The organism is Janthinobacterium sp. TB1-E2, from assembly GCF_036885605.1.
Taxonomy (GTDB): Bacteria; Pseudomonadota; Gammaproteobacteria; order Burkholderiales; family Burkholderiaceae_D; genus Janthinobacterium; species Janthinobacterium aestuarii.
Genome location: NZ_CP142523.1, coordinates 5785748 through 5810285 on the forward strand (window position 1 = coordinate 5785748; position 24538 = coordinate 5810285).

17 protein-coding genes are annotated in these 24538 nt (G+C 65.4%); 5 read left to right on the forward strand and 12 right to left on the reverse strand.

Annotated features, from left to right (window positions below):
• The first annotated feature begins 23 nt into the window (after positions 1-23).
• The 5 genes from OPV09_RS26090 to OPV09_RS26110 all read left to right on the forward strand — a co-directional run bounded on the left by OPV09_RS26090 (position 24) and on the right by OPV09_RS26110 (position 8321).
• A complete protein-coding gene (locus OPV09_RS26090) occupies positions 24-2021 on the forward strand; it encodes a DNA topoisomerase IV subunit B (RefSeq protein ID WP_034746481.1) in 1998 nt (665 codons plus the stop codon).
• Positions 2021-3730, forward strand: a complete 1710-nt coding sequence (locus tag OPV09_RS26095; RefSeq protein WP_338679780.1) for a molecular chaperone HscC — start codon at positions 2021-2023, stop codon at positions 3728-3730. Before OPV09_RS26090 ends, OPV09_RS26095 begins: the two co-directional genes overlap by 1 nt.
• 12 nt (positions 3731-3742) lie before the next feature.
• A complete protein-coding gene (locus OPV09_RS26100) occupies positions 3743-5542 on the forward strand; it encodes a J domain-containing protein (protein WP_338679781.1) in 1800 nt (599 codons plus the stop codon).
• 48 nt (positions 5543-5590) lie between these two features.
• The gene (parC, locus tag OPV09_RS26105; RefSeq protein WP_338679782.1) at positions 5591-7945 is read left to right on the forward strand and encodes a DNA topoisomerase IV subunit A; all 2355 of its coding nucleotides are present in this window, start codon (positions 5591-5593) and stop codon (positions 7943-7945) included.
• Positions 7946-8132: 187 nt separating this feature from the next.
• Entirely contained in the window at positions 8133-8321 is a 189-nt protein-coding gene (locus OPV09_RS26110) for a helix-turn-helix domain-containing protein (RefSeq protein WP_034746472.1), read from the forward strand.
• Here the strand turns inward: OPV09_RS26110 and OPV09_RS26115 are convergent.
• The 12 genes from OPV09_RS26115 to OPV09_RS26170 form a co-directional block, all read right to left on the reverse strand.
• A complete protein-coding gene (locus tag OPV09_RS26115; protein ID WP_034746469.1) occupies positions 8318-8665 on the reverse strand; it encodes a hypothetical protein in 348 nt (115 codons plus the stop codon). The genes OPV09_RS26110 and OPV09_RS26115 overlap by 4 nt on opposite strands.
• Positions 8666-8678: 13 nt before the next feature.
• Positions 8679-10985, reverse strand: a complete 2307-nt coding sequence (locus tag OPV09_RS26120; RefSeq protein ID WP_338679783.1) for a M43 family zinc metalloprotease — start codon at positions 10983-10985, stop codon at positions 8679-8681.
• A gap of 164 nt (positions 10986-11149) precedes the next feature.
• Positions 11150-11626 carry a hypothetical protein gene (locus OPV09_RS26125; RefSeq protein WP_338679784.1) on the reverse strand — a complete coding sequence of 159 codons (477 nt, stop codon included), beginning with the start codon at positions 11624-11626 and terminating at the stop codon, positions 11150-11152.
• Between the two features lie 214 nt (positions 11627-11840).
• Entirely contained in the window at positions 11841-13058 is a 1218-nt protein-coding gene (locus OPV09_RS26130) for an acetate/propionate family kinase (protein WP_338679785.1), read from the reverse strand.
• On the reverse strand, positions 13055-14470 hold the full coding sequence (locus tag OPV09_RS26135) for a bifunctional enoyl-CoA hydratase/phosphate acetyltransferase (RefSeq protein WP_338679787.1): 1416 nt from the start codon (positions 14468-14470) through the stop codon (positions 13055-13057). The genes OPV09_RS26130 and OPV09_RS26135 overlap by 4 nt, the downstream gene beginning before the upstream one ends.
• A gap of 9 nt (positions 14471-14479) precedes the next feature.
• Entirely contained in the window at positions 14480-16744 is a 2265-nt protein-coding gene (locus OPV09_RS26140; protein WP_338679788.1) for a DUF3141 domain-containing protein, read from the reverse strand.
• A 47-nt stretch (positions 16745-16791) separates the two neighbouring features.
• Positions 16792-17916 carry an ABC transporter permease gene (locus OPV09_RS26145; RefSeq protein ID WP_034746452.1) on the reverse strand — a complete coding sequence of 375 codons (1125 nt, stop codon included), beginning with the start codon at positions 17914-17916 and terminating at the stop codon, positions 16792-16794.
• A 1-nt stretch (position 17917) separates the two neighbouring features.
• Positions 17918-20662: a ribosome-associated ATPase/putative transporter RbbA gene (rbbA, locus tag OPV09_RS26150; protein WP_338679790.1), complete on the reverse strand. Its 2745-nt coding sequence runs from the start codon at positions 20660-20662 to the stop codon at positions 17918-17920.
• Between the two features lie 2 nt (positions 20663-20664).
• Positions 20665-21738 (reverse strand): HlyD family secretion protein, encoded by a 1074-nt coding sequence (locus OPV09_RS26155; RefSeq protein WP_338679791.1) that lies wholly within the window; start codon positions 21736-21738, stop codon positions 20665-20667.
• 18 nt (positions 21739-21756) lie between these two features.
• Positions 21757-23202 carry an efflux transporter outer membrane subunit gene (locus tag OPV09_RS26160; RefSeq protein ID WP_338682378.1) on the reverse strand — a complete coding sequence of 482 codons (1446 nt, stop codon included), beginning with the start codon at positions 23200-23202 and terminating at the stop codon, positions 21757-21759.
• 10 nt (positions 23203-23212) lie between these two features.
• Positions 23213-23995 carry an enoyl-ACP reductase FabI gene (fabI, locus tag OPV09_RS26165; protein WP_338679792.1) on the reverse strand — a complete coding sequence of 261 codons (783 nt, stop codon included), beginning with the start codon at positions 23993-23995 and terminating at the stop codon, positions 23213-23215.
• Positions 23992-24177 (reverse strand): hypothetical protein, encoded by a 186-nt coding sequence (locus OPV09_RS26170; protein WP_046684276.1) that lies wholly within the window; start codon positions 24175-24177, stop codon positions 23992-23994. Before OPV09_RS26170 ends, fabI begins: the two co-directional genes overlap by 4 nt.
• Between the last annotated feature and the right edge of the window lie 361 nt (positions 24178-24538).

Consider the following 24538-nt stretch of genomic DNA (forward strand, 5'->3'; position numbering starts at 1 on the left):
GTCTTTACTTAGCTTGAACACGTATGGCCACTAAAAAACCAGCATCCGACTACAGCGAATCATCCATCCGTGTCCTGAAAGGACTGGAACCCGTCAAGCAGCGCCCGGGGATGTACACCCGCACTGAAAATCCGCTGCATATCATTCAGGAAGTGATCGACAATGCCTCCGACGAGGCACTGGGCGGTCATTGCACGCACATCGCCGTCACGCAAAACACGGATGGCAGCATCACCGTGGAAGACAATGGCCGCGGCATTCCCGTCGGCCTGCACCCGGAAGAAGGCGTGCCGACCGTGGAAATCGTGTTTACAAGGCTGCACGCGGGCGGCAAGTTCGACAAGGGTTCGGGCGGCGCCTATGCGTTCTCGGGCGGTCTGCACGGCGTCGGCGTGTCCGTCACCAATGCGCTGTCCACACGCCTGGAAATCACCGTCTGGCGCAAGGAAAGCGACGGCAACGGCTTGCACCACATGGTGTTTGCGAATGGCGACGTGATCGAGCCATTGAATTCCCGCCCCGCCCCACGCGACGGCAAGAAGTCGGGCACGCGCGTCACGGCCTGGCCCGATGCAAAATATTTTGATTCGCCGAACATCTCGCAAACGGAGCTGCAACGTCTGCTGCGCTCGAAAGCCGTGCTGCTGCCGGGCGTCACCGTCACACTCACCAACGCGAAGACGGGCGACACGCAGACGTGGCAGTACGCGGAAGGCTTGCGCGGCTACCTGACCGAAACGCTGGCGCAGGTATCGAATGGCGAAACCCTGATTCCCCTGTTCGAGGGCGCGCAGTACGCGGGCCCGGACTCGGAAGGCTTTGCCGAAGGCGAAGGCGCGGCCTGGGTGGTGGCCTGGACGGAAGAAGGCGCCATCGTGCGCGAATCGTACGTCAACCTGATTCCCACCTCGAATGGCGGCACGCACGAATCGGGCTTGCGCGACGGCCTGTTCGGCGCCGTGAAAAACTTCGTCGAAATGCACTCGCTGCTGCCGAAAGGCGTGAAGCTGCTGCCGGAAGACGTGTTCGCGCGCGCCTCGTTCGTGTTGTCGGCCAAGGTGCTGGACCCGCAATTCCAGGGCCAGATCAAGGAACGCCTGAACTCGCGCGACGCCGTGCGCCTCGTCTCTACCTTTACCAAGCCGCCGCTGGAACTGTGGCTGAACCAGCACGTCGACTACGGCAAGAAGCTGGCCGAGCTGGTGATCAAGCAGGCGCAGTCGCGCCAGCGTTCGCTGCAAAAAGTGGAAAAGAAAAAATCGTCGGGCGTCGCCGTCCTGCCCGGCAAGCTGACCGACTGCGAATCGTCCGACATCGCGCGCAATGAACTGTTCCTCGTCGAGGGCGACTCGGCGGGCGGTTCGGCCAAGATGGGCCGCGACAAGGAATTCCAGGCGATTCTGCCCCTGCGCGGCAAGGTCTTGAACTCGTGGGAGACGGACCGCGACCGCCTGTTCGCCAATAACGAAATCCACGATATCGCGGTGGCCATCGGCGTCGATCCGCACAGCGTGGGCGATACACCCGACCTGTCCGGCCTGCGCTACGGCAAGATCTGCATCCTGTCCGATGCGGACGTGGATGGCTCGCACATCCAGGTACTGCTGCTGACCTTATTCTTCAAGCACTTCCCGGTCCTGATCAACAAGGGCCACATCTGCATCGCCCGCCCGCCTTTGTACCGGGTCGACGCGCCCGCGCGCGGCAAAAAGCCGATCCAGAAAATCTACGCACTCGACGACGGCGAACTGGTGGCCATCGAGGACAAGCTGCGCAAGGAAGGCGTGAAACAGGGCGCCTGGTCGATCTCGCGCTTCAAGGGCCTGGGCGAGATGAACGCCGAGCAGCTGTGGGAAACGACGATGAACCCGGACACGCGCCGTTTGCTGCCCGTCACGCTCGGTGAAGTCGACCACATGGCTTCGGCCTTGCGTTTCAATATGTTGATGGGCAAGGGCGAAGCGGCCGGACGCCGCGCCTGGATCGAAGAACACGGCAATGAGGCGGAGGCGGATATCTGATGATCATAGGCATCGACCTGGGCACCACCAACAGCCTGGTCGCCATCTGGCGCGACGGCAAGGCTTCCATCATCCCGAATGCGCTCGGTGAACACCTGACGCCATCATGCGTGAGCATCGATGACGACGGCACTGTGCTCGTGGGCCGCGCCGCGCGCGAGCGCCTGCAGACGCACCCGCAACTGACGGCGGCCGTCTTCAAGCGCTACATGGGCAGCGAAAAGAAGATCGCCCTCGGCACGCAGCAATTCCGCCCGGAAGAACTGTCGTCGATGGTGCTGCGCGCGCTGAAGGAAGATGCCGAAGCCTTCCTCGGCCACAAGGTCGAGGAAGCCATCATCACCGTGCCCGCGTATTTCAGCGATGCGCAGCGCAAGGCCACGCGCATCGCCGGCCAGCTGGCGGGCTTGCGCGTGGAGCGCCTGCTCAACGAGCCGACGGCCGCCGCGCTGGCCTATGGCATCCGCGACAAGGAACAGGAAAGCAAATTCCTCGTTTTCGACCTGGGCGGCGGCACGTTCGACGTGTCGATCCTCGAGCTGTTCGAAGGCGTGATGGAAGTGCGCGCCTCGGCCGGCGACAATTTCCTCGGCGGGGAAGACTTCGTCACCGTGCTGGTCGACGCCTTCCTCGAAGGCAGCGGCCTGCGCGACGCCGTCGGCAGCCGCCTGCTCGACCCGCGCCAGCAGCAGCTGCTGCGCGATGAAGCCGAGCGCGTCAAGCGTTTGCTGTCGGAGCAGCCGTCCGTGCGCATGGCCACGCGCTACCAAGACAAGGAATACAGCTGGGAGATCGGCGAAGACAAGCTGGCGCAATTGTGCGAGCCCCTGCTGGCCCGCCTGCGCCTGCCAGTGGAACGGGCGCTGCGCGACGCCACCATCCGCGCTGCGGAATTGAATGAAGTGGTGCTGGCCGGCGGCGCCACGCGCATGCCGCTGGTGCGCAAACTCGTCTCGCGCATGTTCGGCCGCTTCCCCGCCATCCACCTGGACCCGGACGAAGCAGTGGCGCTGGGCGCCGCCGTGCAGGCGGGCCTCAAGATGCGCGACGCGGCCCTCGACGAAGTGGTCATGACGGATGTGGCGCCATACTCGCTCGGCATTTCCATTTCGCGCCAGGTCGGTGCAAACCAGTATGAAGGCGGGCATTACCTGCCCATCATCGAGCGCAATTCCGTGGTGCCCGTCTCGCGCACGGAAAACATCACCACCATCTACGACAACCAGAAGGAAATCAACGTGGCGATCTTCCAGGGCGAATCGCGCCTGGTGGCCGACAACGTCTTCCTCGGCAAGATCAGCTTCCCGATCCCCGCGAAAAAAGCGGGCGAGATCGGCATCGACGTGCGCTTCACCTATGACATCAGCGGCGTGCTGGAAGCGGAAGTGACGGTACTGGCCACGCAGGAACGCCACAAGATGATCATCAGCGACAACGCGGGCGTGATGACGCCGGAGCAGATCGAGCAGCGCTTTGCGGAACTGGCCGACCTGAAGATCCACCCGCGCGAGCAGCTGGAAAACCGCACCCTGGTCACACGCGCCGACCGCCTGTACGAACAGTCGCTGGGCGACGTGCGCCAGTACCTGGCTGCGCACACGGCCAATTTCCAGGCCGCGCTGGAAACGCAGGACCCGAACACCATCCGCAAGGCGCGCCAGGCGCTCGACGAGGTGCTGCGCCAGGTCGAGAGCGAGAGCTTCCTGTAAATGGACGGCGGCATGGACAAGGGACAGCGCAGCCTGTGGGCAATCCTGGGCACGGAGCCGACCGGCGACGAGCGCGCGCTCAAACGCGCGTATGCGAAGCGCCTGAAGGTGACGCGCCCCGAAGACGATCCTGCCGCCTTCCAGGAGCTGCGCGACGCATATGAATACGCGCTGCGCCATGCGCACCTGTTTGCCGAGGAGTTTCCGGAACCGCAAGAGGTCGAAGCGCCAGAAGCGCCGGCCATCGAAGCGGCCGAGCTGTGGGGCGTCATCGACGAACCCGCGCAGGAAGCGCAGGAGCCGCCTGCGGAACTGTGGGGCGTCATTGCCCAGGAGCCCGCACCGCCGCCGGAACTATGGGGCGTGGTCGCCATCGATCCGGCACAGGAAGCGGCCAGCCTGTGGCAGGCATTCCTGGAACAGTCTCGGCACACGGATGGCGGTGAGGTAGTGGCCGGCATCCTGCAGGACGACGCCATGCTCAACCTCGACGTGCGCGAGGAATTCGACTTGTGCGCGCTGCGCTACTGCGCCAGCGCCGGCTATGACATGGCGCTGCGCCAGGCCCTGTTCGAGCAGCTGGGCTGGGACCACGATTTTTCCTATCTGGCGCGCAGCCATGGGGATCTGGTGCGCAGCGCCGTGCAGCGCTACCGGGCCGACCGCTCGTTCGCCCACTTCAGCGATAACCGCGACAGCTACCCGGGCCTCGATTGCATCATGTCGCAGCAGCCGCCTTCGGCCTACGCGCGCCAGCTGTTCGACCAAAAATTCACGCTGCAGCTGCGCGAACTGCTGCACACGATACGCTGGCAGCACGGCGAGATGCTGGCCTGGAAGCTCGATACGGACCTGTTCGAGCAATGGGAACACGCCGTCCATGCCAAGCGCTACTTCAAGCAGACGGCGCTGGCCTCGGGCGGCCTCGGTTTCGTGCTGCACTTCATGCTCGCGGGCATGCTCGATGCGGCCGGCTTCAAGCTCGGCGACACGGCGGCCTATGCCAGCCTGCTGGGCTTCCAGGCGCTGGCCTTTTCCCTGCTGGCCATGCATGCCTTGCGCTGGCCGGCGGCCCTGTTCACGCGGCTCGACTCGCTGCAGGAAGCGCTGCAGGAACGCCTGCCCGCGCTGTGGCAGCGGCCCGGCTTGCGGCAACTGGGCTGGATCGCGCCCTACCTCGTGCTGGCCTTGCTGCTGTTCCTGCCCGAACGCAGCGACACCATGCGCCTCGTCACCGCGGCCGGCTTGTGCGCGTCGGCCCTGCTCGCGTATGCGATGAACCGCCAGCTGCTGCATGGCATGCTGCTGCTCCTGTGTCTGGGCCTGTCGCTGTTCGCGGCCATGTTCATGAGCGGCAAAGGCCCGTCGGCGCTGGCCATCGGCGATGCCATGCCGATGATGTTTTGCCTGGCGGCGCTGGCCCTGCGCTGCGCCACCGGCCTGTATGGCGATTGCGGCTTCCCCGAGGCGCTCTTGCCCCGCCTGCGCGCCGCATGGCTGATCGGCTGCGCAGGCTTGCTGTTACAACTGTATTTGCAATTGCTGCCGGCCGCCCTCGTCGGCGCCGCGCTGTATGCCTGGTCGTGCGCCGGCTTGCTGTTTTCCCCCACCGATTTCAAATGGAAGACGATCTGGCCGGTGGTGCTGGTGCCGTCCCTCGCCAGCGTCGTGCTGGCCGGCCATGCCCCGGCCATCCGCGCCATGCCGATGATGGATCACAGCGTCGAACTGGCCCTGGCCGTGCTGTATCTGACTTTGCGCTATATGTATCTGACGTACGGCAAGTCCTTTTCCAAATCCGGGCTGTCATAATCAGCCCCACGAATTCAACCGCAACCACTCAACACCGAAACAAGCGCCATGTCCACACAAACGAATTTATTTGACGATGCCCAGCCTGAGCCAATCGAGCCGGATGAACCGGTATTCGACGGCGAAGCGCTGACCCTGTCCACCTTTGCCGAGCGCGCCTATCTCGATTACGCCATCTCCGTCGTCAAGGGCCGCGCCCTGCCCGACGTGTGCGACGGCCAGAAGCCCGTGCAGCGCCGCATCCTGTATGCGATGAACGAGCTGGGCCTGAACTCCACGGCGAAGCCGCGCAAATCGGCGGCCGTGGTCGGCGACGTGCTCGGTAAATTGCATCCGCACGGCGACCAGTCCGTGTACGACGCGCTGGTGCGCATGGCGCAGGATTTCTCCTTGCGCTACCCGCTGATCGACGGCCAGGGCAACTTCGGCTCGCGCGATGGCGACGGCGCGGCGGCCATGCGCTACACGGAAGCGCGTCTGACACCGATCGCCAAGCTGCTGATGGATGAAATCGGCATGGGCACGGTGGATTTCCAGCCCAACTACGACGGTTCGACGGAAGAACCGAAGCTGCTGCCGGCGCGCCTGCCGATGGTGCTGCTGAACGGCGCCTCCGGCATCGCCGTGGGGCTGGCGACAGAAATCCCGTCGCACAATCTGGCGGAAGTGGCGAAAGCGGCCGTCGCCATGATCCGCGATCCGAAGATGACGCACGCCGAGCTGATGGCCATCATTCCCGGCCCCGACTTCCCCGGCGGCGGCCAGATCATCACGCCGCCATCGCAGATCCAGGACATGTACGCGAGCGGCCGTGGCAGCATGAAGGTGCGCGCACGCTGGAAGATCGAAGAGCTGGCGCGCGGCCAGTGGCAAGCCGTCGTGACGGAACTGCCGCCCGGTACTTCCTCGCAAAAGGTGCTGGAAGAAATCGAGGAGTTGACGAATCCGAAGATCAAACTGGGCAAGAAGGCGCTGTCGCCGGACCAGGTAGCCCTGAAAGCGCTGATCCTCAATTCGCTCGACACCATCCGCGACGAATCGGGCCGCGCCGCGCCCGTGCGCCTCGTGTTCGAGCCGAAGTCGAAGAACCAGGACCAGACAGAATTCATGCTGATGCTGCTGGCGCACACCTCGCTGGAATCGTCGACCTCGATCAACCTGGTGATGATAGGCGGCGATGGCCGTCCGCGCCAAAAGGGCCTGGGCGACATCCTGCGCGAGTGGATCGACTTCCGCTTCGAGACCGTCACGCGCCGCACCGGCTATAAACTGGGCAAGGTCAAGGACCGCATCCATATCCTGGAAGGGCGCGAAGCGATCCTGCTCAATATCGACAAGGTGATCCAGATCATCCGCAATTCGGATGAACCGAAGGCGGCCCTGATCGACGCGTTCAATCTGTCCGAACGCCAGGCCGACGACATCCTGGAAATCCGTCTGCGCCAGCTGGCGCGCCTGGAAACGATCAAGATCCAGCAGGAGCTGGCCGAGCTGCGCAAGGAAGAAAAGTCGCTGCAAGACCTGCTCGACAACCCGGGCTCGATGAAGCGCGCCATCATCCGCGAAATCGAAGCGGACGCCAAGCAGTTCGGCGACGCACGCCGCACCCTGATCGAGGAAGCGCAAAAAGCCGTGGCGGAACAAAAGGTCGTCGATGAACCGGTCACCGTCATCATTTCGGAAAAAGGCTGGGTGCGCGCGCGTACCGGTATCGGCCACGATGCGGCGCAGTTCACGTTCAAGGCCGGCGACAGCCTGCATGGCGCCTTCGAATGCCGCACGGTCGACACCCTGCTGGGCTTTGGCAACAACGGCAAGATTTACTCGGTTCCCGTCTCGGCGCTGCCCAACGCGCGCGGCGACGGCGTGCCGATCACGACCTTGTGCGACCTGAGCGGCGGTACCCCGGGCAATGCCGTGCGCATCTTGCACTACTTTGCGGGCAATGGCGCCACCAATTTGCTGCTGGCGTCGAGCGCCGGCTACGGCTTCATCGCCAAGGCGGGCGACATGGTCAGCCGTCTGAAAGGCGGCAAGGCCTTCATCACCCTCGATGACGGCGACATGCCGCTCGAACCGAAGGTCATCGCCGAAGCGGCCAGCGCCCTGGCCTGCCTGACGGAAGGCGCGCGCTTGCTCGTGTTCGGCCTCGATGAAATGAAAACCCTGTCCAAGGGCGGCACCGGCGTCAAGCTGATCGACCTCGATGCCAAGGACAAGCTGCTGGCAGTGCAGCCGATCACCCAGCGTGGCGTGGTCGTCTCCGGCATCGGCCGGGCGTCGAAACCGCAGGATGCGTCGCTGGGCGCCACGGCCCTGGCCGACCACTTCGGCAAGCGCGCCAAGAAAGGCAAGGCGCTGGCGGCCAAGCTGAAACCGGTGTCGATGGCGGCCATCGGCTGATCACCATCGCGCCACACGAAAAGACAGGTTCGCCTGTCTTTTTTTTCGCCTATCACAGCGTATCGAAGCAGGAAAAATAGTTTTACAGATACGACCCGTGCTCCCGTTATCCCTGCAGGCATGCCACCGGCATGCCACCCACGGACAGGAGAACAGCGATGACAAACAACGTTTCAGGCAGGCCGCCATGCAGCGTTTGACCCCGGCCGAGCGGCTGGTGGCGGCCATGGCGGCCGAAGGTCTGCCCTACAAAAGCATCGCCAGGGAACTGGGCAAGTCGCCGGCCACCGTGCGCAACCAGCTGCACGCGATCTATCAGAAGCTGGACGTGGGTAACCGCACGGCGCTTGCGCACAAGCTGCGCGGCCAGCCTTAGCGCCGCGACAGGCGCAGCACGTCGGGCGTCGCTTCGACGATATCGATCACGTCCTGTGCCCCGGCGCCATCACCGAGCGCATAGCGGCCCATGCCCAGGGGTACAAGCCGGGTCACGGGGCCGGCGCGGGGCCGGTCGTCGGGGCCGGGCGCCATCGGCGTCAAGGTCGCCGCCCCTTGCGCCATGGCGCCGGCGGGCGCGCCGAATTCGAGCACCTTGCGCCCCTTGCGGCTGGGAGGAAAGACGAACGTGGCCGTGGGCCGGTACACCTCGATGCCGTCCGCATCCTCCTCGAACGAGTGCGTCCAGCTGCCGCTGGGCAGTGCCGTTGTCATGCCATGCATGGCGATCCCTCCCTCAAAAGCACGATACCACGCCGCCCAGGTTTTCATAGCCGCTCACGGAGGGCGACCAGGCCCCGCCGTTCCAAGCCTTGTGGAACAGCGCGCCATTCGTGCCCGTGACAAACACGTCGAGGCGGTCCGGCGCCCAGGCCGTGGCGCGCGGACGCGAAGTACACACGCCGCCCAGGTTGTCAAAGCCCGTCAGGGAAGGCGACCAGGCCGTGCCGTTCCAGGCCTTGTGATACAGGGCGCTGTCCGTGCCGATGACGAACAGGTCGAGCCGGTCCGGCGCCCACGACACGGCTTCCACCTCGCCCACGCAGATACCGCCCAGGCGCTCGAAACCATCGTTGGAAGGCCCCCATTTCGCGCCATCCCACCATTTATGGTACAGCGCGCCATCGGTACCCGTGACAAAGACGTCGAGGCGGTCCGGTCCCCACGCCACGGCCTTCGGCGACGAGGTGCAGATGCCGCCCAGCCGTTCATAGCCCGTCAGCGACGGTCCCCAGGCCGTGCCGTCCCACCACTTGTGGTACAGGGCCCGGTCCATGCCGACGACGAAGACATCGAGGCGGTTCGGCCCCCAGGCCACAGCTTCCGGCTGGCCCAGGCAGATGCCGCCCATGGCTTCGTACCCGGTCAGCGACGGCCCCCAGGCCGATCCGTTCCACCATTTGTGATACAGGCCGCGGTCCGTGCCGACGACAAACACGTCGAGGCGGTTCGGCCCCCAGGCCACGGCGCGCGGGTCGCCCACGCACAGGCCGCCCATCGCTTCATAGCCGGTCAGTGACGGTCCCCAGGCCGTGCCGTTCCACCACTTATGGAACAAGCCGCTGTCGGTGCCCGTGACGAACACGTCGAGCCGGTTCGGCCCCCACGACACCACTTGCGGCGCACTGGTGCAAATGCCGCCCTGGGCTTCATAGCCGCTGACGGACGGCGCCCAGGCCGTGCCATTCCAGGCCTTGTGATACAGGGCGCGGTCCATGCCAACGACGAAGACATCGAGGCGGCTTGCCCCCCAGGCCACGACGGGAGAGGAGCTTTGGCGTGGCGTGGCGCCTGCGCCAGTACCGCCCGTGCCGATGCTGGCGCGCGGGCCATCGAGGCAAGCCTGCATACGCGCCACCTGGCCCGCCGTGAACATGAACATGGCGGGATCGTCGACGTAATCCATGTAGTTCATGAACATGTCGCCATTCGGTCCGTTATTGCATGACACCTGGGGAAACGAAGGCTGGCCCGTGTTCGGCCCGCCCTGGTTCGGCGTGTCGGCCACGTTGTCCGTGCCCGAGCATCCGGTGCCGTCGTCGCCCCAGATATGGTTCAGGTTCAGCCAGTGGCCGATTTCATGCGTTGCCGTGCGCCCCAGGTGGAACGGCGGCGCCGCCGTGCCCGTCGTGCCAAAGGCCGATTGCAGGATCACCACGCCATCGGTGGCGGCCGGGCCGCCAGGAAACTGCGCGTAACCGAGCAAGCCGCCACCGAGCTGGCACACCCAGATATTCAGGTAACTGTCGGCCGGCCAGGCATCCATGCCGCCCGTCGCCTGCGACTTGACCGCATCGTCCGCGCCAAACGAGGCCACCGTCGTCTGGCGCCGCTCGATGCCGCTGGTGGCCGCGCCATGCGGATCGGTCGTGGCCAGCGCGAACTCCACGCGCGCATCGGCCGTCAACGGCAGGAATGGCGCCGGCGTGCTGTTGACATCGGGGTTGACGCGCCGGAAGTCGCGATTGAGCACATCGATCTGGCTGGCGATCTGCGCATTCGAGATATTCTGCTCGGCCGTATTCCACACCACGTGCACCACCACCGGAATGTGCGTCACGCCGGAACGCCCGGCAATGCTGGCGTCGCCCTCGTACAGTCCCGCCAGGTTTTCAATATCGGCGCGCACGTTCGCGTACGCCGGATCTTCGGTCAGCAGGCGGCGATGCACGTCCATCGTGGCGCAGGTGCGCTTCTGCGGAGTGCCGCCCCCCTGCCCGCCGCCCTGTCCTCCATCACCGCCCATGCCGCCACTCCCGCCACCATCGCCTCCCATGCCACCGCCAACGCCCACCTGCATGCAACTGGCGCCCGCCATGCCCTGCGATGGCTGCTGCATGCCGCCGCCCGGCATGGCACCGGCATACACGGCTGCCGCGCCCTGGGTGAGCGCCGCCTGGTCCGCGTACGACACGCCCAGGCGCGGCCCCGGCATGGAATCCGCCGCCTGGGCATCGGCCTGCACATCGCCCTCGACCGGCATGGCTGGCATGCTTTCGGCCGAACTGGTGGCCGGCGTTTTTTTCGTTTTAGCGGTGCTCATGATGTCTCCTTCGTCTATTTGCCAATTCACTATGGCACGGCGAAAAGAGGAGCACTTGCGCGAGATCAAGGCTGGCAAGCGGCGCCAGGGAAAAGTGGCGGACGAAAAAAAAGACAGCCGAAGCTGTCTTTTTGGCTTGCAGGCCGAAGCCCGCAAACGGTGCATTACTTGGCGGCGGCGGCCTTGACTTCAGCGTCGGCCTTGGCCTTGGCTTCTTCCGTCTTGGTGGCGGCGATGGCTTTATCGGCGTTCGCTTCCACTTTTTCCTTGGCGACCTTGGCGTCCGCTTTCACGGAGGTTTTGCCCGCTTTCGCATCGGCCTTGGCGGCAGCTTTGTCAGCCTTGGCTTGCGCCTTCATCTTGTCTTCCGGATCGGCGTCGACCACTTTGTCGTGGGCCTTGGCCTTGGTTTTATTTGCCTTGTGCTGGGCGTCGGCTTTCTTTTCGTCGGCCTTCATTTCGGCCTTGGCCACGTTGGCGTCAGCCTTGGCATCGACTTTGGCTTCCTTGTTGGCAGCCTTGTTGATGTCATGCTGCGCAGACGCCTGGGCGCTGGCAACGGCTGGGGTCACTGGCGACGTTTGCGCGATGGCAGCGGTGGCAAACAGGGTAGCGATCAGGGTGGCGAGTAATTTGTTCATGATGAGACCTTTCAATATGGTTTAATTTTATTCTTACTAAAGGCGGGCAAAATGCTCAAAATTTGCCAGGCATCGCGCTGTTTCTTGATGTAGCGCAATGGCATGACTTCATAGTAAAGATATCTGGCAAACCACACAGTGCGTTAGCGCACTCAACGGAAAATATGTGCAAATCAGCAAATTTCCCACTGGGTGCGATGCAGGTCTCATAGCCTCATGCGCCCACGGCCAGCGCCGCGTGGCGGGCAGCCACCCATTCCTCGTTGGCCGGCTCCACACCGACCACGATGCGGCTGGCATCGGTGGAAATGCGGCTGGCATTGCGCGCATTCGCCTCCCCGTCAAGCACGGGGCCGATAAACCCCAGCTCGTCGCAGATGCGCTGGCGCAGCTCGGCGCTGTGCTCGCCGATACCGGCCGTAAACACCAGCATGTCCAGCCCACCGAGCACGGCCGTCAGGGCGCCGATCTCGCGCACGATGCGGCGGATATATAAAGCCAGCGCGGCGCGGATGCGTTCTCCCGTCGCATCCTGCCGGTCCTGCTGCGCCAGCAAGATGGGCGGGTCGGCCGACACGCCCGATACGCCCAGCAAGCCCGACTCGTGGTACAGCACGTGCGCCACTTTTTCCAGCGACAGTTTTTCGATCTCCATCAGGTAGATCACGGCGCCCGGATCGAGCGAACCGCAGCGCGTGCCCATCATCAGGCCATCGAGCGCCGAAAAGCCCATGGTGGTGGCCACGCTGTGCAAATTCTCCATCGCGCACAGGCTGGCGCCGCTGCCCAGGTGGGCCACGATAACCTTGCCGCGCGCGGCAGCGCCAAAACGCTGCTCCAGCACCAGCGACTGGTATTCGTATGACAGGCCGTGGAAGCCATAGCGGCGCAAGCCCCGTTCCCACGCATCGTAAGGTAGGGCCAGCATCTGCTCGACCTGCGGCACCGTGTGGTGGAAGGCCGTGTCGAAGCACGCCACCTGGGCGATGTCGGGCCGCGATTCGAGCAGCACCTCGATGGCTTCCAGCGCGAACGGCTGGTGCAGGGGCGCGAGCGGCACATAACTTTTCAGGTCGGCCAGCACGGAAAAATCGATGCGCACGGGGGCGAAATATTTGCTGCCGCCATGCACCACGCGGTGCGCCACGGCGCGCAGCGGACGCCCGTCCAGCTGCGCCACCACTTGCGCGCGGATGTATTCGAGCGCCGCATGATGCGGCTGCTGCGGATCGAGCTGCAGGCCGACGGCAGGCAGGCCGCCGGCGCGGTAGGTGGCGTTTTCGCGGCCGATGCCTTCGACCTTGCCGCTCCATTGCGCCTGCTGCGGCAGCACGCCGCCCGCTTGCTCGAACAGAGCGAACTTGATGCTCGACGAACCGCAATTGAGCACGAGGATCAGGGTGCCATCGGCATGTTGGACTGCTGCGTTCATGGCGGCGTGCTCCGGTAATGGTTGGCCAGCATCACGGCGATGGCGCACGAAGCGATGCGGCTGGCGCGCGAGTCGGCCCGGCTGGTGAGGATGACGGGAATTTTCGCGCCCAGCACGATGCCGGCGCTGTCCGCGTCGCCCATGTATTCGAGCTGCTTGGCCAGCATGTTGCCGCTTTCCAGGTCCGGCACCAGCAGGATATCGGCGCGGCCCGCCACCTCGGAGACGATGCCCTTGACGGTGGCGGCGGCGATCGACACGGCGTTGTCGAACGCCAGCGGGCCGTCGAGGATGGCCCCCGTGATCTGGCCACGGTCGGCCATCTTGCACAGGGCGGCCGCGTCCAGGGTGGCCGGCATGTCCGCGTTCACCGTTTCCACGGCGGCCAGGATGGCCACGCGCGGGCAGGCCACGCCGATCACGTGGGCCAGGTCGATGGCGTTGCGCACGATGTCGGCCTTCATGGCCAGGTTCGGTGCGATATTGATGGCCGCATCCGTGATGATGAAGGGGCGCGGATACGCGGGCGTCTGCATCAGGAAACAGTGGCTGATACGGCGCTTGGTGCGCAGGCCGGCGCTGGCCGACAGCACGGCCGACATCAGTTCATCCGTGTGCAGGCTGCCCTTCATCAAGGCTTCCACTTCGCCCTTGCCCGCCAGTTCGGCGCCGCGCGCGGCGGCCGCATGGCTATGCTCGACGTCCTCGATGGCGATGCCGTCCAGGCTCAGGCCCGCTTCGGCCGCCACCGCTTCCAGGCGCGCGCGCGGGGCCACCAGCACGGGCGTGATCAGGCCGGCCGCATGCGCGTCGAGCGCGCCGGACAGGCTCAGTTCATCGCAAGGATGGATCACGGCTACCCTGATCGGGCCCAGGGTGCGCGCGTGCTCGAGCAGGCGGCGCGTGCCGTCGCCGTTATGCAGGCGCACTTCGGGCAAGGTGGCGCGCGCCCGCTCGATCTGCTCGGCGGGCGCGATCACCTGCGCCTCGCCCTCGAGCACCACAGCGCCATGCTGGTTGACGCAGCGGCAAGCGAGGGTCACGTGGCGGCTGCGCGGTTCCAGCGCCGTGACGGTGACGCTGATGGCCAGGGTATCGCCCACGCGCACCGGTTGCAAAAAGCGCAGGGTCTGGCCCGTGTAGACGGTGCCGGCGCCGGGCAGGCGCGTGCCCAGCACGGCGGAAATGAGGGAAGCGCCCCACATGCCGTGCGCGATCACGCCCTGGTAGCGGGTGGCGGCGGCAAATTCCGTATCGAGGTGCTGCGGGTTGTCATCGCCCGACATCACCGCGAACAGGGCGATATCGTCCATGCTCAGGGTGCGCGTGATGCTGGCCGTGTCGCCGATGGCGATCTGGTCGAAGGTGCGGTTGCGTACGATATTCAAATCATCGTCTTGGGAAGTAGTCATCGTGGTCTTCTATACAGGGGTAATGTGTTTGGCCGGTTTGGCTTTGGGGCCGGTAGCGGATGGGCGCGCGTCCGGCGGCAGCGCCTTCGCCTGTGCCTTGACCGCGCGGTCGAAAACATCCAGCATCTGCTGCAGGCTCGCTTCCTCGTCCGGCGTCGGCGCCTCGGGCACTTGCAGCACTTGCTGCAGCCACTCGGCCAGCGCACCGATGTCGTCAGGGTCGGCGCGCGACAGCAAGGCCGGCAAGGCGGCGATGGCCGCATCGAAATCATGCAGCATCAGGCGTGCCTGCTGGCGCACGATACCGCGGAACTCCTCCATGCCGACGTCCTGCCGGTATTGCGGCTTGATCAGTTTGAGGGCCAGGTTGACCCTGCGCTCGTCGGCGATCATGCGGAAGCGGTAGATATAGAACAGCGCGCGCACGGCCGCTTCCACCAGGCCGCCCCGCTGCATGTCCTCGTCCATCTTGCGCGTTTCGCAGCGCACGTATTCGCAATGCTCGGGCGAGATGCCGGGATGGGGACGCGGCGGCGTCGTATCGCCGATGGCCTGTCCCGTCAGCGCCTGCACCAGCGGCGAACCGTACACCAGGTCGAAGGTGGTTTCCTGTACCGTATCGCGCCAGTCGCGCCAGCCGTTCAAGCCGGCCGTGATGGCGCCGGAAATGGCTTCCTGCATGGCCAGCAGCGGGTTGTCGGGCGCTACCGGCTGGCGTTGGGCGCGCACTTTTTCCGCCTCCCTGGCCACCAGCCTGGCCAGCGGATTATGGTCGGTCCAGCGCTCGTACGACACGCGCAGCGGGTGTGCCAGCTGCAGGAAGCGCGCCGTCTGCGGCGTGACCATGGCGCGCACCCACGGCTGCGCAAACGTGCGGTACAGGGCCAGGTTCACTTCGGACACGCGCGCGGCGGCGGCAAACTTGCGGTCGTTTTCCACGCTCGGTTGCACGATGGCGCGCACGTCGTCGATGCCGCGGTGCTCGACCTGCAGCACGTAGTCGCCGCTGGCCAGGTCCGCGTTCGGCGTATCGGGCGTCTTGTCGACGATCCGCGCTTCGTAGATGCCGGCCGGCAGCAGGTTGATCAGGTCGATATTACTGGCGAATTTCTGGTGTTCCTTGTGCCCCACCTTGGCCGATACAAAGATGCCCAGGTGGCCGATGCTGTCGTGCACGGCATACACGATGGTCTGGTCGTGCATCAGCACGTCCTTGTCGTCGCGGTACAGGTCCGTGATCCAGCCCAGCGCCTGCGGCGGCGGCGTGATGTTGTCGCCATTCGAGCAGAACACGACGATGGGCGAACGGATATTGCGCAAGTCCAGGCGCACGCCGTCGGAGGTGATCAATTCGGCCGTGGCCAGGCGGTTGCCGATGAACAGATTGTCGACGATGTACTGCATCTCGACGTCGTTGAGGAAGACGTGGCCGCCCCAGTATTTTTCAAATTCCAGGTAACGGGGCGCTTCCGTATCAATGTTCGCGTACAAGTTGTACTGCTTGCTCCACAGCGTGTTGGCCGGGTTCAGTTTTTCGAAATTCTGCACCAGGCTGGCGCCGTCGAAGCGGCCGTTGCCCAGGTCGCCCGCCAGCGCCGTGGCCCAGCTGCCGCCCATCAGGCCGCCCGCGTAGCGCATCGGATTGCGGCCATGCCAGCCGGCCCAGTACGAGACGGGCGCGCCTGCCACGATGATGGGACCGAACAATTCCGGGCGCATGGCCGCCGTCATGAGGATTTGCCAGCCCGCCTGGCAATTGCCGATGACGACGGGTTTCCCCTCGCTGTGCGGATGCAGGGCGATGACTTTTTCCAGGAAGGCCGCCTCGGCGTGCATCACGTCTTCCACCGTCTGCCCCGGCACGGGATCGGGCAGGAAGCCGATGAAGTAGCACGGATGGCCTGCGCGCAGGGCCACGCCGATCTCGCTCTCGGCCTTGAAGCCGCCGATGCCGGGACCATGGCCGGCGCGCGGATCGACGACGACGAATGGCCGCTTCGAGGGATCAGGTTCGGGCGCATCGGGCGTCAGGATGCGCGCCAGGCCGTAGTTGACGGGACGCGCCAGTTCCAGGCCCGACATCACCAGTTCGGCGGGGAAGTCGAGCACATTCGGCACTTCCTCGGCCATGTGCTCCTGGTACTGATTGCCGCGCCGGCGCATCACGTCCGCGTACAGCACAATGCGCTGCCACGAATCGCGCGCATAGTCGCCCAGCACGCCCAGCGACGGCAAGCCGCCGGTGGAGAAAAATGGTGCAGCTTCAGTCTTCATGGCTATCCTTTTCATGCAAAAAACGCCGGACCATTCCGGCGCGGGAGCTACGCCATCTGGCTGATGGTCTTGCGAAAACGGGCAAGGGCAAACGTGAACAGGGCCGTGCCGATGGCCAGCAGGGCCAGGAACGGTTTCCACACCACGTCGATGCCGGCGCCCCGGTACAGGATCGCCTGGCTCAATTCGACGAAATGCGTGGTCGGGGCGATCAGCATGATGTTCTGCACCAGTTCAGGCATGCTTTCGCGCGGCGTGCTGCCGCCCGAGAGCATCTGCAGCGGCAGCAGCACGAGGATCAGGAGCATGCCGAACTGCGGCATGCTGCGCGCCACGGTGGCGAGGAAAATACCCATCGACGTGGTGGCGAACAGGTGCAGGGCCGCGCCACACAGGAACAGCGCGATCGAGCCTTCGATGGGCACGTGCAGCATGCCGCGCACCACCAGGTTCAGCGACAGGGCGGCGGCCAGCAGCACCACGAGGCCCATCGACCATACCTTGCCCAGCATGATTTCGGCAGGCGTCACGGGCATCACCAGCAAATGCTCGATGGTGCCGTGTTCGCGCTCGCGTATCAGCGCCGCGCCCGTCAAAATGATCGACAGCATCGTCACCTGGTTGATGAGCTCCATCAGCGAGCCAAACCAGGCCTGGCTCAGCGACGGGTTGAAGCGCGCGCGCATCACCAGCTCCACGGGCGAGACGGTTGCGCCCCGGTAGCGCTTGGCGAATTCCGATATCTCGCCGGCGACGATCTGCTGGATGTAGCCGCTGCCGCTGAAAGCCTGGCTCATGCGCGTGGCGTCCACGTTCAGCTGCAGTTCCGCCTGGCGTCCGCCCAGCACGTCGGCCTGCAGCTTGGGCGGAATCGTCAGCACGAAGGTGTACTGTCCCGCGTCGAGGCCCGCGTCGACCTGGCTCTGGTTGATCATGGCCGGCGGCGTGAACTGGGGCGGGAAGAAGGCCGAGGCGATGCGCCCGGACAGCGGCGAGCCATCCTCGTCGACGATGGCGATCGACGCCATGTGCAGCGTTTCCGGCTTGGCCGTGGCGGCCACGTAGATCGCCAGTGTGAACGTGTAGAGGATCAGGATCAGCATCATCGGATCGCGGATCAGGCTCCAGATTTCCTTCACGCCCAGGCGGTAGATATTTTCAAGGTGGCGCATATCAGCTCTCCTGCTTCTTCAGCAGCGCCACGGTCACGCCGAGAATCACGGGGATCGCCACGATCAACGGCCAGAACGAAGCGTGCAGGTCGCCCAGTCCCAGCGCCTTGTTGAACACGCCCCGGCTGATATTGAGCATGTGCGTGGCCGGGTACATCAGGCCGATGGCCTTGCCCACGCCTTCCATCGACGAAACGGGATTGAGCAGGCCGGAAAACTGGATGGCCGGGATCATGGTGCCGATCATGGTCACGAACAGCGCCGCGATCTGGCTGCGCGTAAAGGTCGAGGCGAACAGGCCGATGCCGGTGGCGCAGATATTGAAGATGAACGTGGCGCCGATCAGGGTCGCCAGGCTGCCCTTGACCGGCACGCCAAAAGCGGTCACCGCCAGCAGCGCCATGAGAAGGAAGTTGAACATGGCCAGCACGACGTAGGGCACCTGCTTGCCGAGCAAGAATTCCAGGCGCGTGACGGGCGTCACGTACAGGTTGATGATGGAACCCAGTTCCTTTTCGCGCACGACGGACAGCGCCGCCAGCATGGCCGGCAGCATCAGCAGCAGCAGGGGAATCACGGCCGGCACCATGGCCGGCAGGCTTTTCACGTCGGGGTTGTAGCGGTAGCGCGTCTGGATGGCGACGGGGTTGCTCATCGTGATGCCATAGCGGTGCAAGGCCTGGTCGGCCAGCCACAGCTGATGCATGCCCTGCACGTAGCCTTGCACGGTTTCCGCGCGCATCGGCATGGCGCCGTCAATCCACGCGCCCACCTGGGCCGGCGCGCCGCGCTGCACGTCGCGCGCGAAGCCGGGCGGGATCTCGATGGCCAGCGACAGTTCTCCGCTGCGCATGCGCTTGTCGATATCGGCATAGTCGCGCAGCGGCGGGCGTTCGATGAAATAGCGCGAGCCGGCCAGGTTGTTCGTGTAATTCTGGCTCAACGTCGTCTGGTCGTGGTCGAGCACCGCGTAACTCAAGTCTTCCACATCGAGGCTGATGCCGAAGCCGATAACGAATAGCAGCAGCACGGAGCCGCCCAGCGCCAGGGTCAGGCGCACGGGATCGCGGCGCAATTCCAGCGTTTCGCGCCACATGTAGCTGAGCATGCGGCCCAGGCTGAAACGGCTGCGCCTACGCTCCTGTTGCGGTGCGACCGCTTCCGCCTTCTGCACGGGCGCCTCGCTTTCCTGCGCCGCCGGCGCCGTGCCGCCGCCCGCCTCTTCCAGGTAGGCGATGAAAGCCGCTTCCAGCGAGGGCGCGCCCTTCTTGCGCACCAGTTCGGCCGGCGCATCGCTGACCAGCACTTTACCCGCATGCATCAGCGAGATACGGTCGCAGCGCTCGGCCTCGTTCATGAAGTGGGTGGAGATGAAAATGGTGACGTGGTCGCGCCGCGCCAGCTCGATCATCAGGCGCCAGAAATTGTCGCGCGCGATGGGGTCGACGCCGGACGTCGGCTCGTCGAGGATCAGCATTTCCGGCTTGTGCACCATGGCCACGGCCAAGGACAGCCGCTGGCGTATGCCCAGCGGCAGGCTGTCGGGCAAGTCGTCCATCACCGCACCCAAGTCGAAGCGCTGCGCCATCTCGTCGATGCGCGCAGGTATCTCGCCCTCTGGCACGTGGAACAGGCGCGCGTGCAGCACGAGGTTCTGGCGTACCGTCAGTTCGCTGTACAGCGAGAACGCCTGCGACATGTAGCCGACCCGCCGGCGCGTGTCGATATCGCTGGAATCGACCTGCTTGCCGAACAGCCAGGCCTTGCCCTCGGTCGCGGGCAGCAAGCCCGTGAGCATCTTCATGGTGGTCGACTTGCCGCAGCCGTTCGAGCCCAGGAAGCCGAAGATTTCGCCGCGGCCGATGCGGAAATTCACATGGTCGACGGCCGTAAAATCGCCGAAGCGCATGGTCAGGTCCTGCGCCTCGATGGCGACGTCCTGCGCGCTGGCGGCATCGAGCGGCGTGATGACGACGGGCTGGTGGCCCGCGCGCTTCGCTTCCGGCAGCAGCTTGATGAAGGCCGCTTCCAGGTTGCCGCTGTCCGTGCGCGCCAGCAGTTCGGCCGGCGTGCCCGTATCGAGCACCCTGCCGTCATCCATGGCGACCAGCCAATCGAAGCGCTGCGCCTCGTCCATGTAGGCCGTGGCCACCATCACGCTCATTTGCGGGCGCTGCACGCGGATGCCGGCGATCAGGTCCCAGAACTGGGCGCGCGCCAGCGGATCGACGCCGGTGGTCGGCTCGTCGAGAATCAGCAGGTCGGGATCGTGGATCAGCGCGCAGCACAGGCCCAGCTTCTGCTTCATGCCGCCCGACAGCTTGCCGGCCGGGCGCGCGAGGAACGATTGCAAACCCGTACTGCGGGTCAGCTGGTCGATGCGGCGGCGGCGCTCGGCCGCGTCGTGGCCGAACAGGCGCGCGAAAAACTGCAGGTTTTCCTCGACCGACAGGGTCGGATACAGATTCTTGCCCAGGCCTTGCGGCATGTAGGCGATGCGCGGACAGACGTCGTCGCGGTGGCGCGCATCGCGCATGTCGCCGCCCAGCGCCATCACTGTGCCCTGCTGCACGGCGCGCGCGCCCGCCACCAGCGACAGCAAGCTCGATTTGCCCACGCCATCGGGACCGATCAAGCCCACCATGCGGCCGGCCGGCACATCGAGGTCGATGCCGTCCAGCGCCACCGTCTTGCCGTAATGCTGGCTGACGCCGCGGATGCTGACGACAGGGGAAGTGGAAGCCACAGTCACTGCGGAACCTTCGCCGTCAGTTCAGCGGGCCAGGCCTGCTTCCCGTCGAGACGCACCCAGGCCACGCCAGGCAAGCCCACTTTCACCAGCGCCAGATGCTTTTGCAGCAGCTCGCGGCTGATCTGCGCTTTCACGCGGAACATCAGTTTCTGGCGTTCGCTGGCCGTTTCCACGGTCTTCGGCGTGAACTGCGCGCTGGCGGCGACGAACGAGATCGTCGCGGGAATCACGTACTGGGGCGCCGCGTCGAGGATGATGCGTACTTCGCCGCCCAGCGCCACCTTGCCGGCCGCCGTCTCGGGCAGGAAGAAGGTCATGTAGACGTCGGACAGGTCGACCAGGTTGAGCACCTTGCCGCCGCCGGCCAGCACTTCGCCCTGCTGCGCCACCAGGTATTGCACGCGGCCGTCGCGCGGCGCCGCCAGCTGGCCATCGGCCAGGTCGGCGTCGATGCGCGCCGTCGTCGCCTCGGCCGCCACGACGGCGGAACGCGAACCGACCACCTGCGCCTTGGCCGCGTCGATGGCCGCCTGCGCCGCCGTCACCTGCGCCCTGGCCGCATTCAGGGCGGCGGCCACGCTGCGCACGCGGGCGCGGTCGTCGTCGAGTTCCTGCACCGAGGAAGCGCCTTCTTTCGACAGGGTTTCGGAGCGGGCCAGGCGGCGCTTGGCCGCATCGAGTTCGCTTTCGCGCTGCGCCACCATGGCCAGCGCGGCCGCCTTGTCGCTCTCGCGCACGGCCACCTGCGCCTGCGCGCCGACCACCGCATCGGATGCCTGCTGCTGGCGCGCGCGCGCCTCGTCGCGCTGGGCCGCCAGCGAGTCCACCTGCATGGTTGCCAGCGGCTGGCCGGCCTTGACGAAGTCGCCTTCGCGCACGAGGATCTCCTTGACCCGGCCGGCCAGCTTGGTGGCGACATCGATTTCCGTCGCCTCGATGCGGCCATTGCCGCTGACAAAACCTTCGCCAGGACCGGTGGGACGCATTTTTTGCCAGGCCACATAGCCGAGCACGAGAACGGCCACGACGAGCGCCGCGGGGATGAGTTTTTTCTTCAATTGAGCATTCATGGTATCGGGGCGATCAAATTAGTGGGTGGAAGCGGCGGCGGAGGCGACGGGCGCGCCGCCGCCCAGGGCCGCATACAGGCTGACCTGGCTCGAGAGCAGCGCGCGGCGCGTCTGCACCAGCTGCTGCTCGACCGTCAGCAAGTCGCGCTGCGCATCGAGCACTTCCAGGTAGGGTGCGGCGCCATTGTCGTAGCGCAGCTTGGCCAGGCGCGCCCGTTCGCTCTGCGCCGCCAACGTCGTCTTGCCGATGTCGACCTGCAGCGCCAGCCAGCGCCGGTTCGACAGCGCGTCGGCCACTTCGCGGAACGCGCCCTGCACGCTCTTTTCATAATTGGCCACGGCCACGTCGCGGCGCACCTCGGCCAAGTCCATATTGGCGCGCAAACGGCCCGCGTCAAAGATCGGCAGCACCATGCGCGGCGCGAGATTCCAGGCGCCGCTGCCCGAGTCGAACAAACCGTTCAATTCCGCGCTGGCCGTGCCGTAGGCGGCCGTCAGTGAAATCGTCGGGAAGAAGGCGGCGCGCGCGGCGCCGATATTGGCTTGCGCGGCACGCAACTGGTGTTCGGCCGCGATCAGGTCGGGACGCTGCGTGAGTAAAGCCGAGGGCAAGCCCGCATGCAGCGGCTGCAGCACGCTGGCGTCGTCGAAACGGCGCACCTCAGCCACCGGCGTCAGATCGACGGGGCCGCCCACCAGCTGGGCCAGCGCGTGCGCCTGCACGGCGCGCGCCTGTTCCAGCTGAGCCGACAGCGAGAGGGCCTGGCTGAGCAGGGTTTCCACCTGCGTCAGGTCCAGCTTGGAAATCGACCCCACTTCAAAACGGCGGGTGAAGATGCGCAGCGATTCGGCGCGGCTGTCGACCGTGGCGCGCGCCAGTTCCACGCGCTCATCGAGTTCGCGCAAGCCCAGGTAGCCATTGGCCACCTGCGCCACGAGGGCCACGCCGACGGCGCGGCGCGCCTCGTCGCTGGCCAGCAGGGTTTGCAGCGCGCTGTCTTTGAGGCTGCGTACCCTGCCCCAGAAATCGAGTTCCCAGGCGCTCACGTTCAAGCCCGCCTGGTACTGCGCGCTCGTCATGGCGCGGCCCGTCGGACTCAGGTCATCTGGCATGCGTGCGCGGCTGCCGGAGGCGCCCAGCGCGATAGTGGGAAATTGCTCCGCGCGCTGGATGCCATACGCGGCGCGCGCCTCTTCCACGCGCAAGGCAGCGATGCGGATGTCGCGGTTGCTGGCCAGCGCCTGCGCAATGAGCGCCTGCAGACGTGGATCGGCAAAATAGCTTTGCCAGGCGACGTCGGGCGCATGCGCGCCGGCGGGATCGGTTTCCGGATACTGCGCCGCCACGGGCAGCGGCGGTGGCGCATACGCCGGCGCCATCGAGGCGCAGCCGGCCAGGGCCAGCGTGGCTGCCAGTGCGGCCAGCATGGCGTGGTGTGGCAAGGTAAGAACAGCCATGGTCATCATCTTCCAGTCAATTCAGAATGTTGTAGCCGCCATCGACGTACAGGGTGCCGCCCGTGATGGCGCGCGCGCCGCCGCCGGCGAGGAAGGCGCACAGCGCGCCCACGTCCTCGATGGTGGCTAGGCGGCGCATGGGCGAACGTTCGATGGCGTCGGCCATCAGGCGGTCGAAATGGGCGATGCCGGAAGCGGCCCGCGTTTCCAGTGGCCCCGGCGAAATGGCGTTGACTCTGATGCCTTGCGGGCCCAGTTCGGCGGCCAGGTAACGCACGGACGCTTCCAGCGCCGCCTTCACGGGCCCCATCAGGCCGTAGTCGGCGATGACTTCCTCGGCGCCCAGATAACTCATGGTCATCAAGCTGCCGCCGTCCGGCATCAGCGGTTCGGCCAGTTTCGCCATGCGCATGAAGGAGTGGCAGGAGACATCCATCGCCTGCGCAAAGCCGTCGGCGGAGCTGTCCGTCACGCGGCCATGCAAATCGTGTTTCGGCGCATAGGCGATGGAATGGACGACGAAGTCGATGCGCCCCCACTGCCGTTCGATCTGCGCGAACAGCGCCTCCAATTGCCCCGGCACGGCCACGTCGAGCGGCGCCATGATCGACGCCTGCACTTGCTGCGCCAGCGGTTCCACGTGCGTTCTCGCCTTGTCATTGAGCCAGGTGACGGCCAGTTCCGCGCCGGCCGCGCGCAGGGCGTTGGCACAGCCCCAGGCGATGCTTTGCGCATTGGCGATGCCCACCACCAGCCCCCGCTTGCCCTGCAAAGACAGCTGCTGCAAGGGGGCCGTCATGCCGGGACTGGACGCAGGGCGGGCCACGGCGTGGCCGCCTGCACGCTACGCACGGCGCCGGCGCGCATGGCGGCGGCGCACATGGCCAGCGTAACGCCGCCAGCGCGCGCATACGGCAAGGCAATCGGAGTGTGGGGATGGAGGGTACTGCACGCGTCAGGCGCGGGGGTCTGCATCTTCATGAATCGGCTTCCGTTACTGAAATTCGAGGCCGGCACCAGTGCATTCTCGGGGAACTGGTACAGGGCGAAAATTACTCTACAGCATTTAGATACGTGATTCGCGATGAGTCCGGTCCGCATGCTTATCGTTTTGAGCTAGGTCAACTATAAGTGCGATTGCGGCAATGCAACATTGATATACATCAAATTCTACATCAATATTATTTAAATGAACTAATTGACAAGCAAGCGAATCGCGGTGCCTTTTTGATAACTCCGTGGGGCTGGCGCACAGAAAAGCGGCCGCACAAAAAGAAGGGGGATTGCCTGGAAAACAAGCGGTGGGGCGACTTGGCGCGCGGCGCCAGGCGGGAAGCGGGAA

Excerpts from the sequence above, each read along its gene's own strand:
- OPV09_RS26090 (WP_034746481.1), top strand. The coding sequence starts at position 24 with ATGGCCACTAAAAAACCAGCATCCGACTACAGCGAATCATCCATCCGT.
- OPV09_RS26095 (WP_338679780.1), top strand. The coding sequence starts at position 2,021 with ATGATCATAGGCATCGACCTGGGCACCACCAACAGCCTGGTCGCCATC.
- OPV09_RS26100 (WP_338679781.1), top strand. The coding sequence starts at position 3,743 with ATGGACAAGGGACAGCGCAGCCTGTGGGCAATCCTGGGCACGGAGCCG.
- parC (WP_338679782.1), top strand. The coding sequence starts at position 5,591 with ATGTCCACACAAACGAATTTATTTGACGATGCCCAGCCTGAGCCAATC.
- OPV09_RS26110 (WP_034746472.1), top strand. The coding sequence starts at position 8,133 with ATGCAGCGTTTGACCCCGGCCGAGCGGCTGGTGGCGGCCATGGCGGCC.
- OPV09_RS26115 (WP_034746469.1), bottom strand. The coding sequence starts at position 8,665 with ATGCATGGCATGACAACGGCACTGCCCAGCGGCAGCTGGACGCACTCG.
- OPV09_RS26120 (WP_338679783.1), bottom strand. The coding sequence starts at position 10,985 with ATGAGCACCGCTAAAACGAAAAAAACGCCGGCCACCAGTTCGGCCGAA.
- OPV09_RS26125 (WP_338679784.1), bottom strand. The coding sequence starts at position 11,626 with ATGAACAAATTACTCGCCACCCTGATCGCTACCCTGTTTGCCACCGCT.
- OPV09_RS26130 (WP_338679785.1), bottom strand. The coding sequence starts at position 13,058 with ATGAACGCAGCAGTCCAACATGCCGATGGCACCCTGATCCTCGTGCTC.
- OPV09_RS26135 (WP_338679787.1), bottom strand. The coding sequence starts at position 14,470 with ATGACTACTTCCCAAGACGATGATTTGAATATCGTACGCAACCGCACC.
- OPV09_RS26140 (WP_338679788.1), bottom strand. The coding sequence starts at position 16,744 with ATGAAGACTGAAGCTGCACCATTTTTCTCCACCGGCGGCTTGCCGTCG.
- OPV09_RS26145 (WP_034746452.1), bottom strand. The coding sequence starts at position 17,916 with ATGCGCCACCTTGAAAATATCTACCGCCTGGGCGTGAAGGAAATCTGG.
- OPV09_RS26155 (WP_338679791.1), bottom strand. The coding sequence starts at position 21,738 with ATGAATGCTCAATTGAAGAAAAAACTCATCCCCGCGGCGCTCGTCGTG.
- OPV09_RS26160 (WP_338682378.1), bottom strand. The coding sequence starts at position 23,202 with ATGACCATGGCTGTTCTTACCTTGCCACACCACGCCATGCTGGCCGCA.
- fabI (WP_338679792.1), bottom strand. The coding sequence starts at position 23,995 with ATGACGGCCCCCTTGCAGCAGCTGTCTTTGCAGGGCAAGCGGGGGCTG.
- OPV09_RS26170 (WP_046684276.1), bottom strand. The coding sequence starts at position 24,177 with ATGAAGATGCAGACCCCCGCGCCTGACGCGTGCAGTACCCTCCATCCC.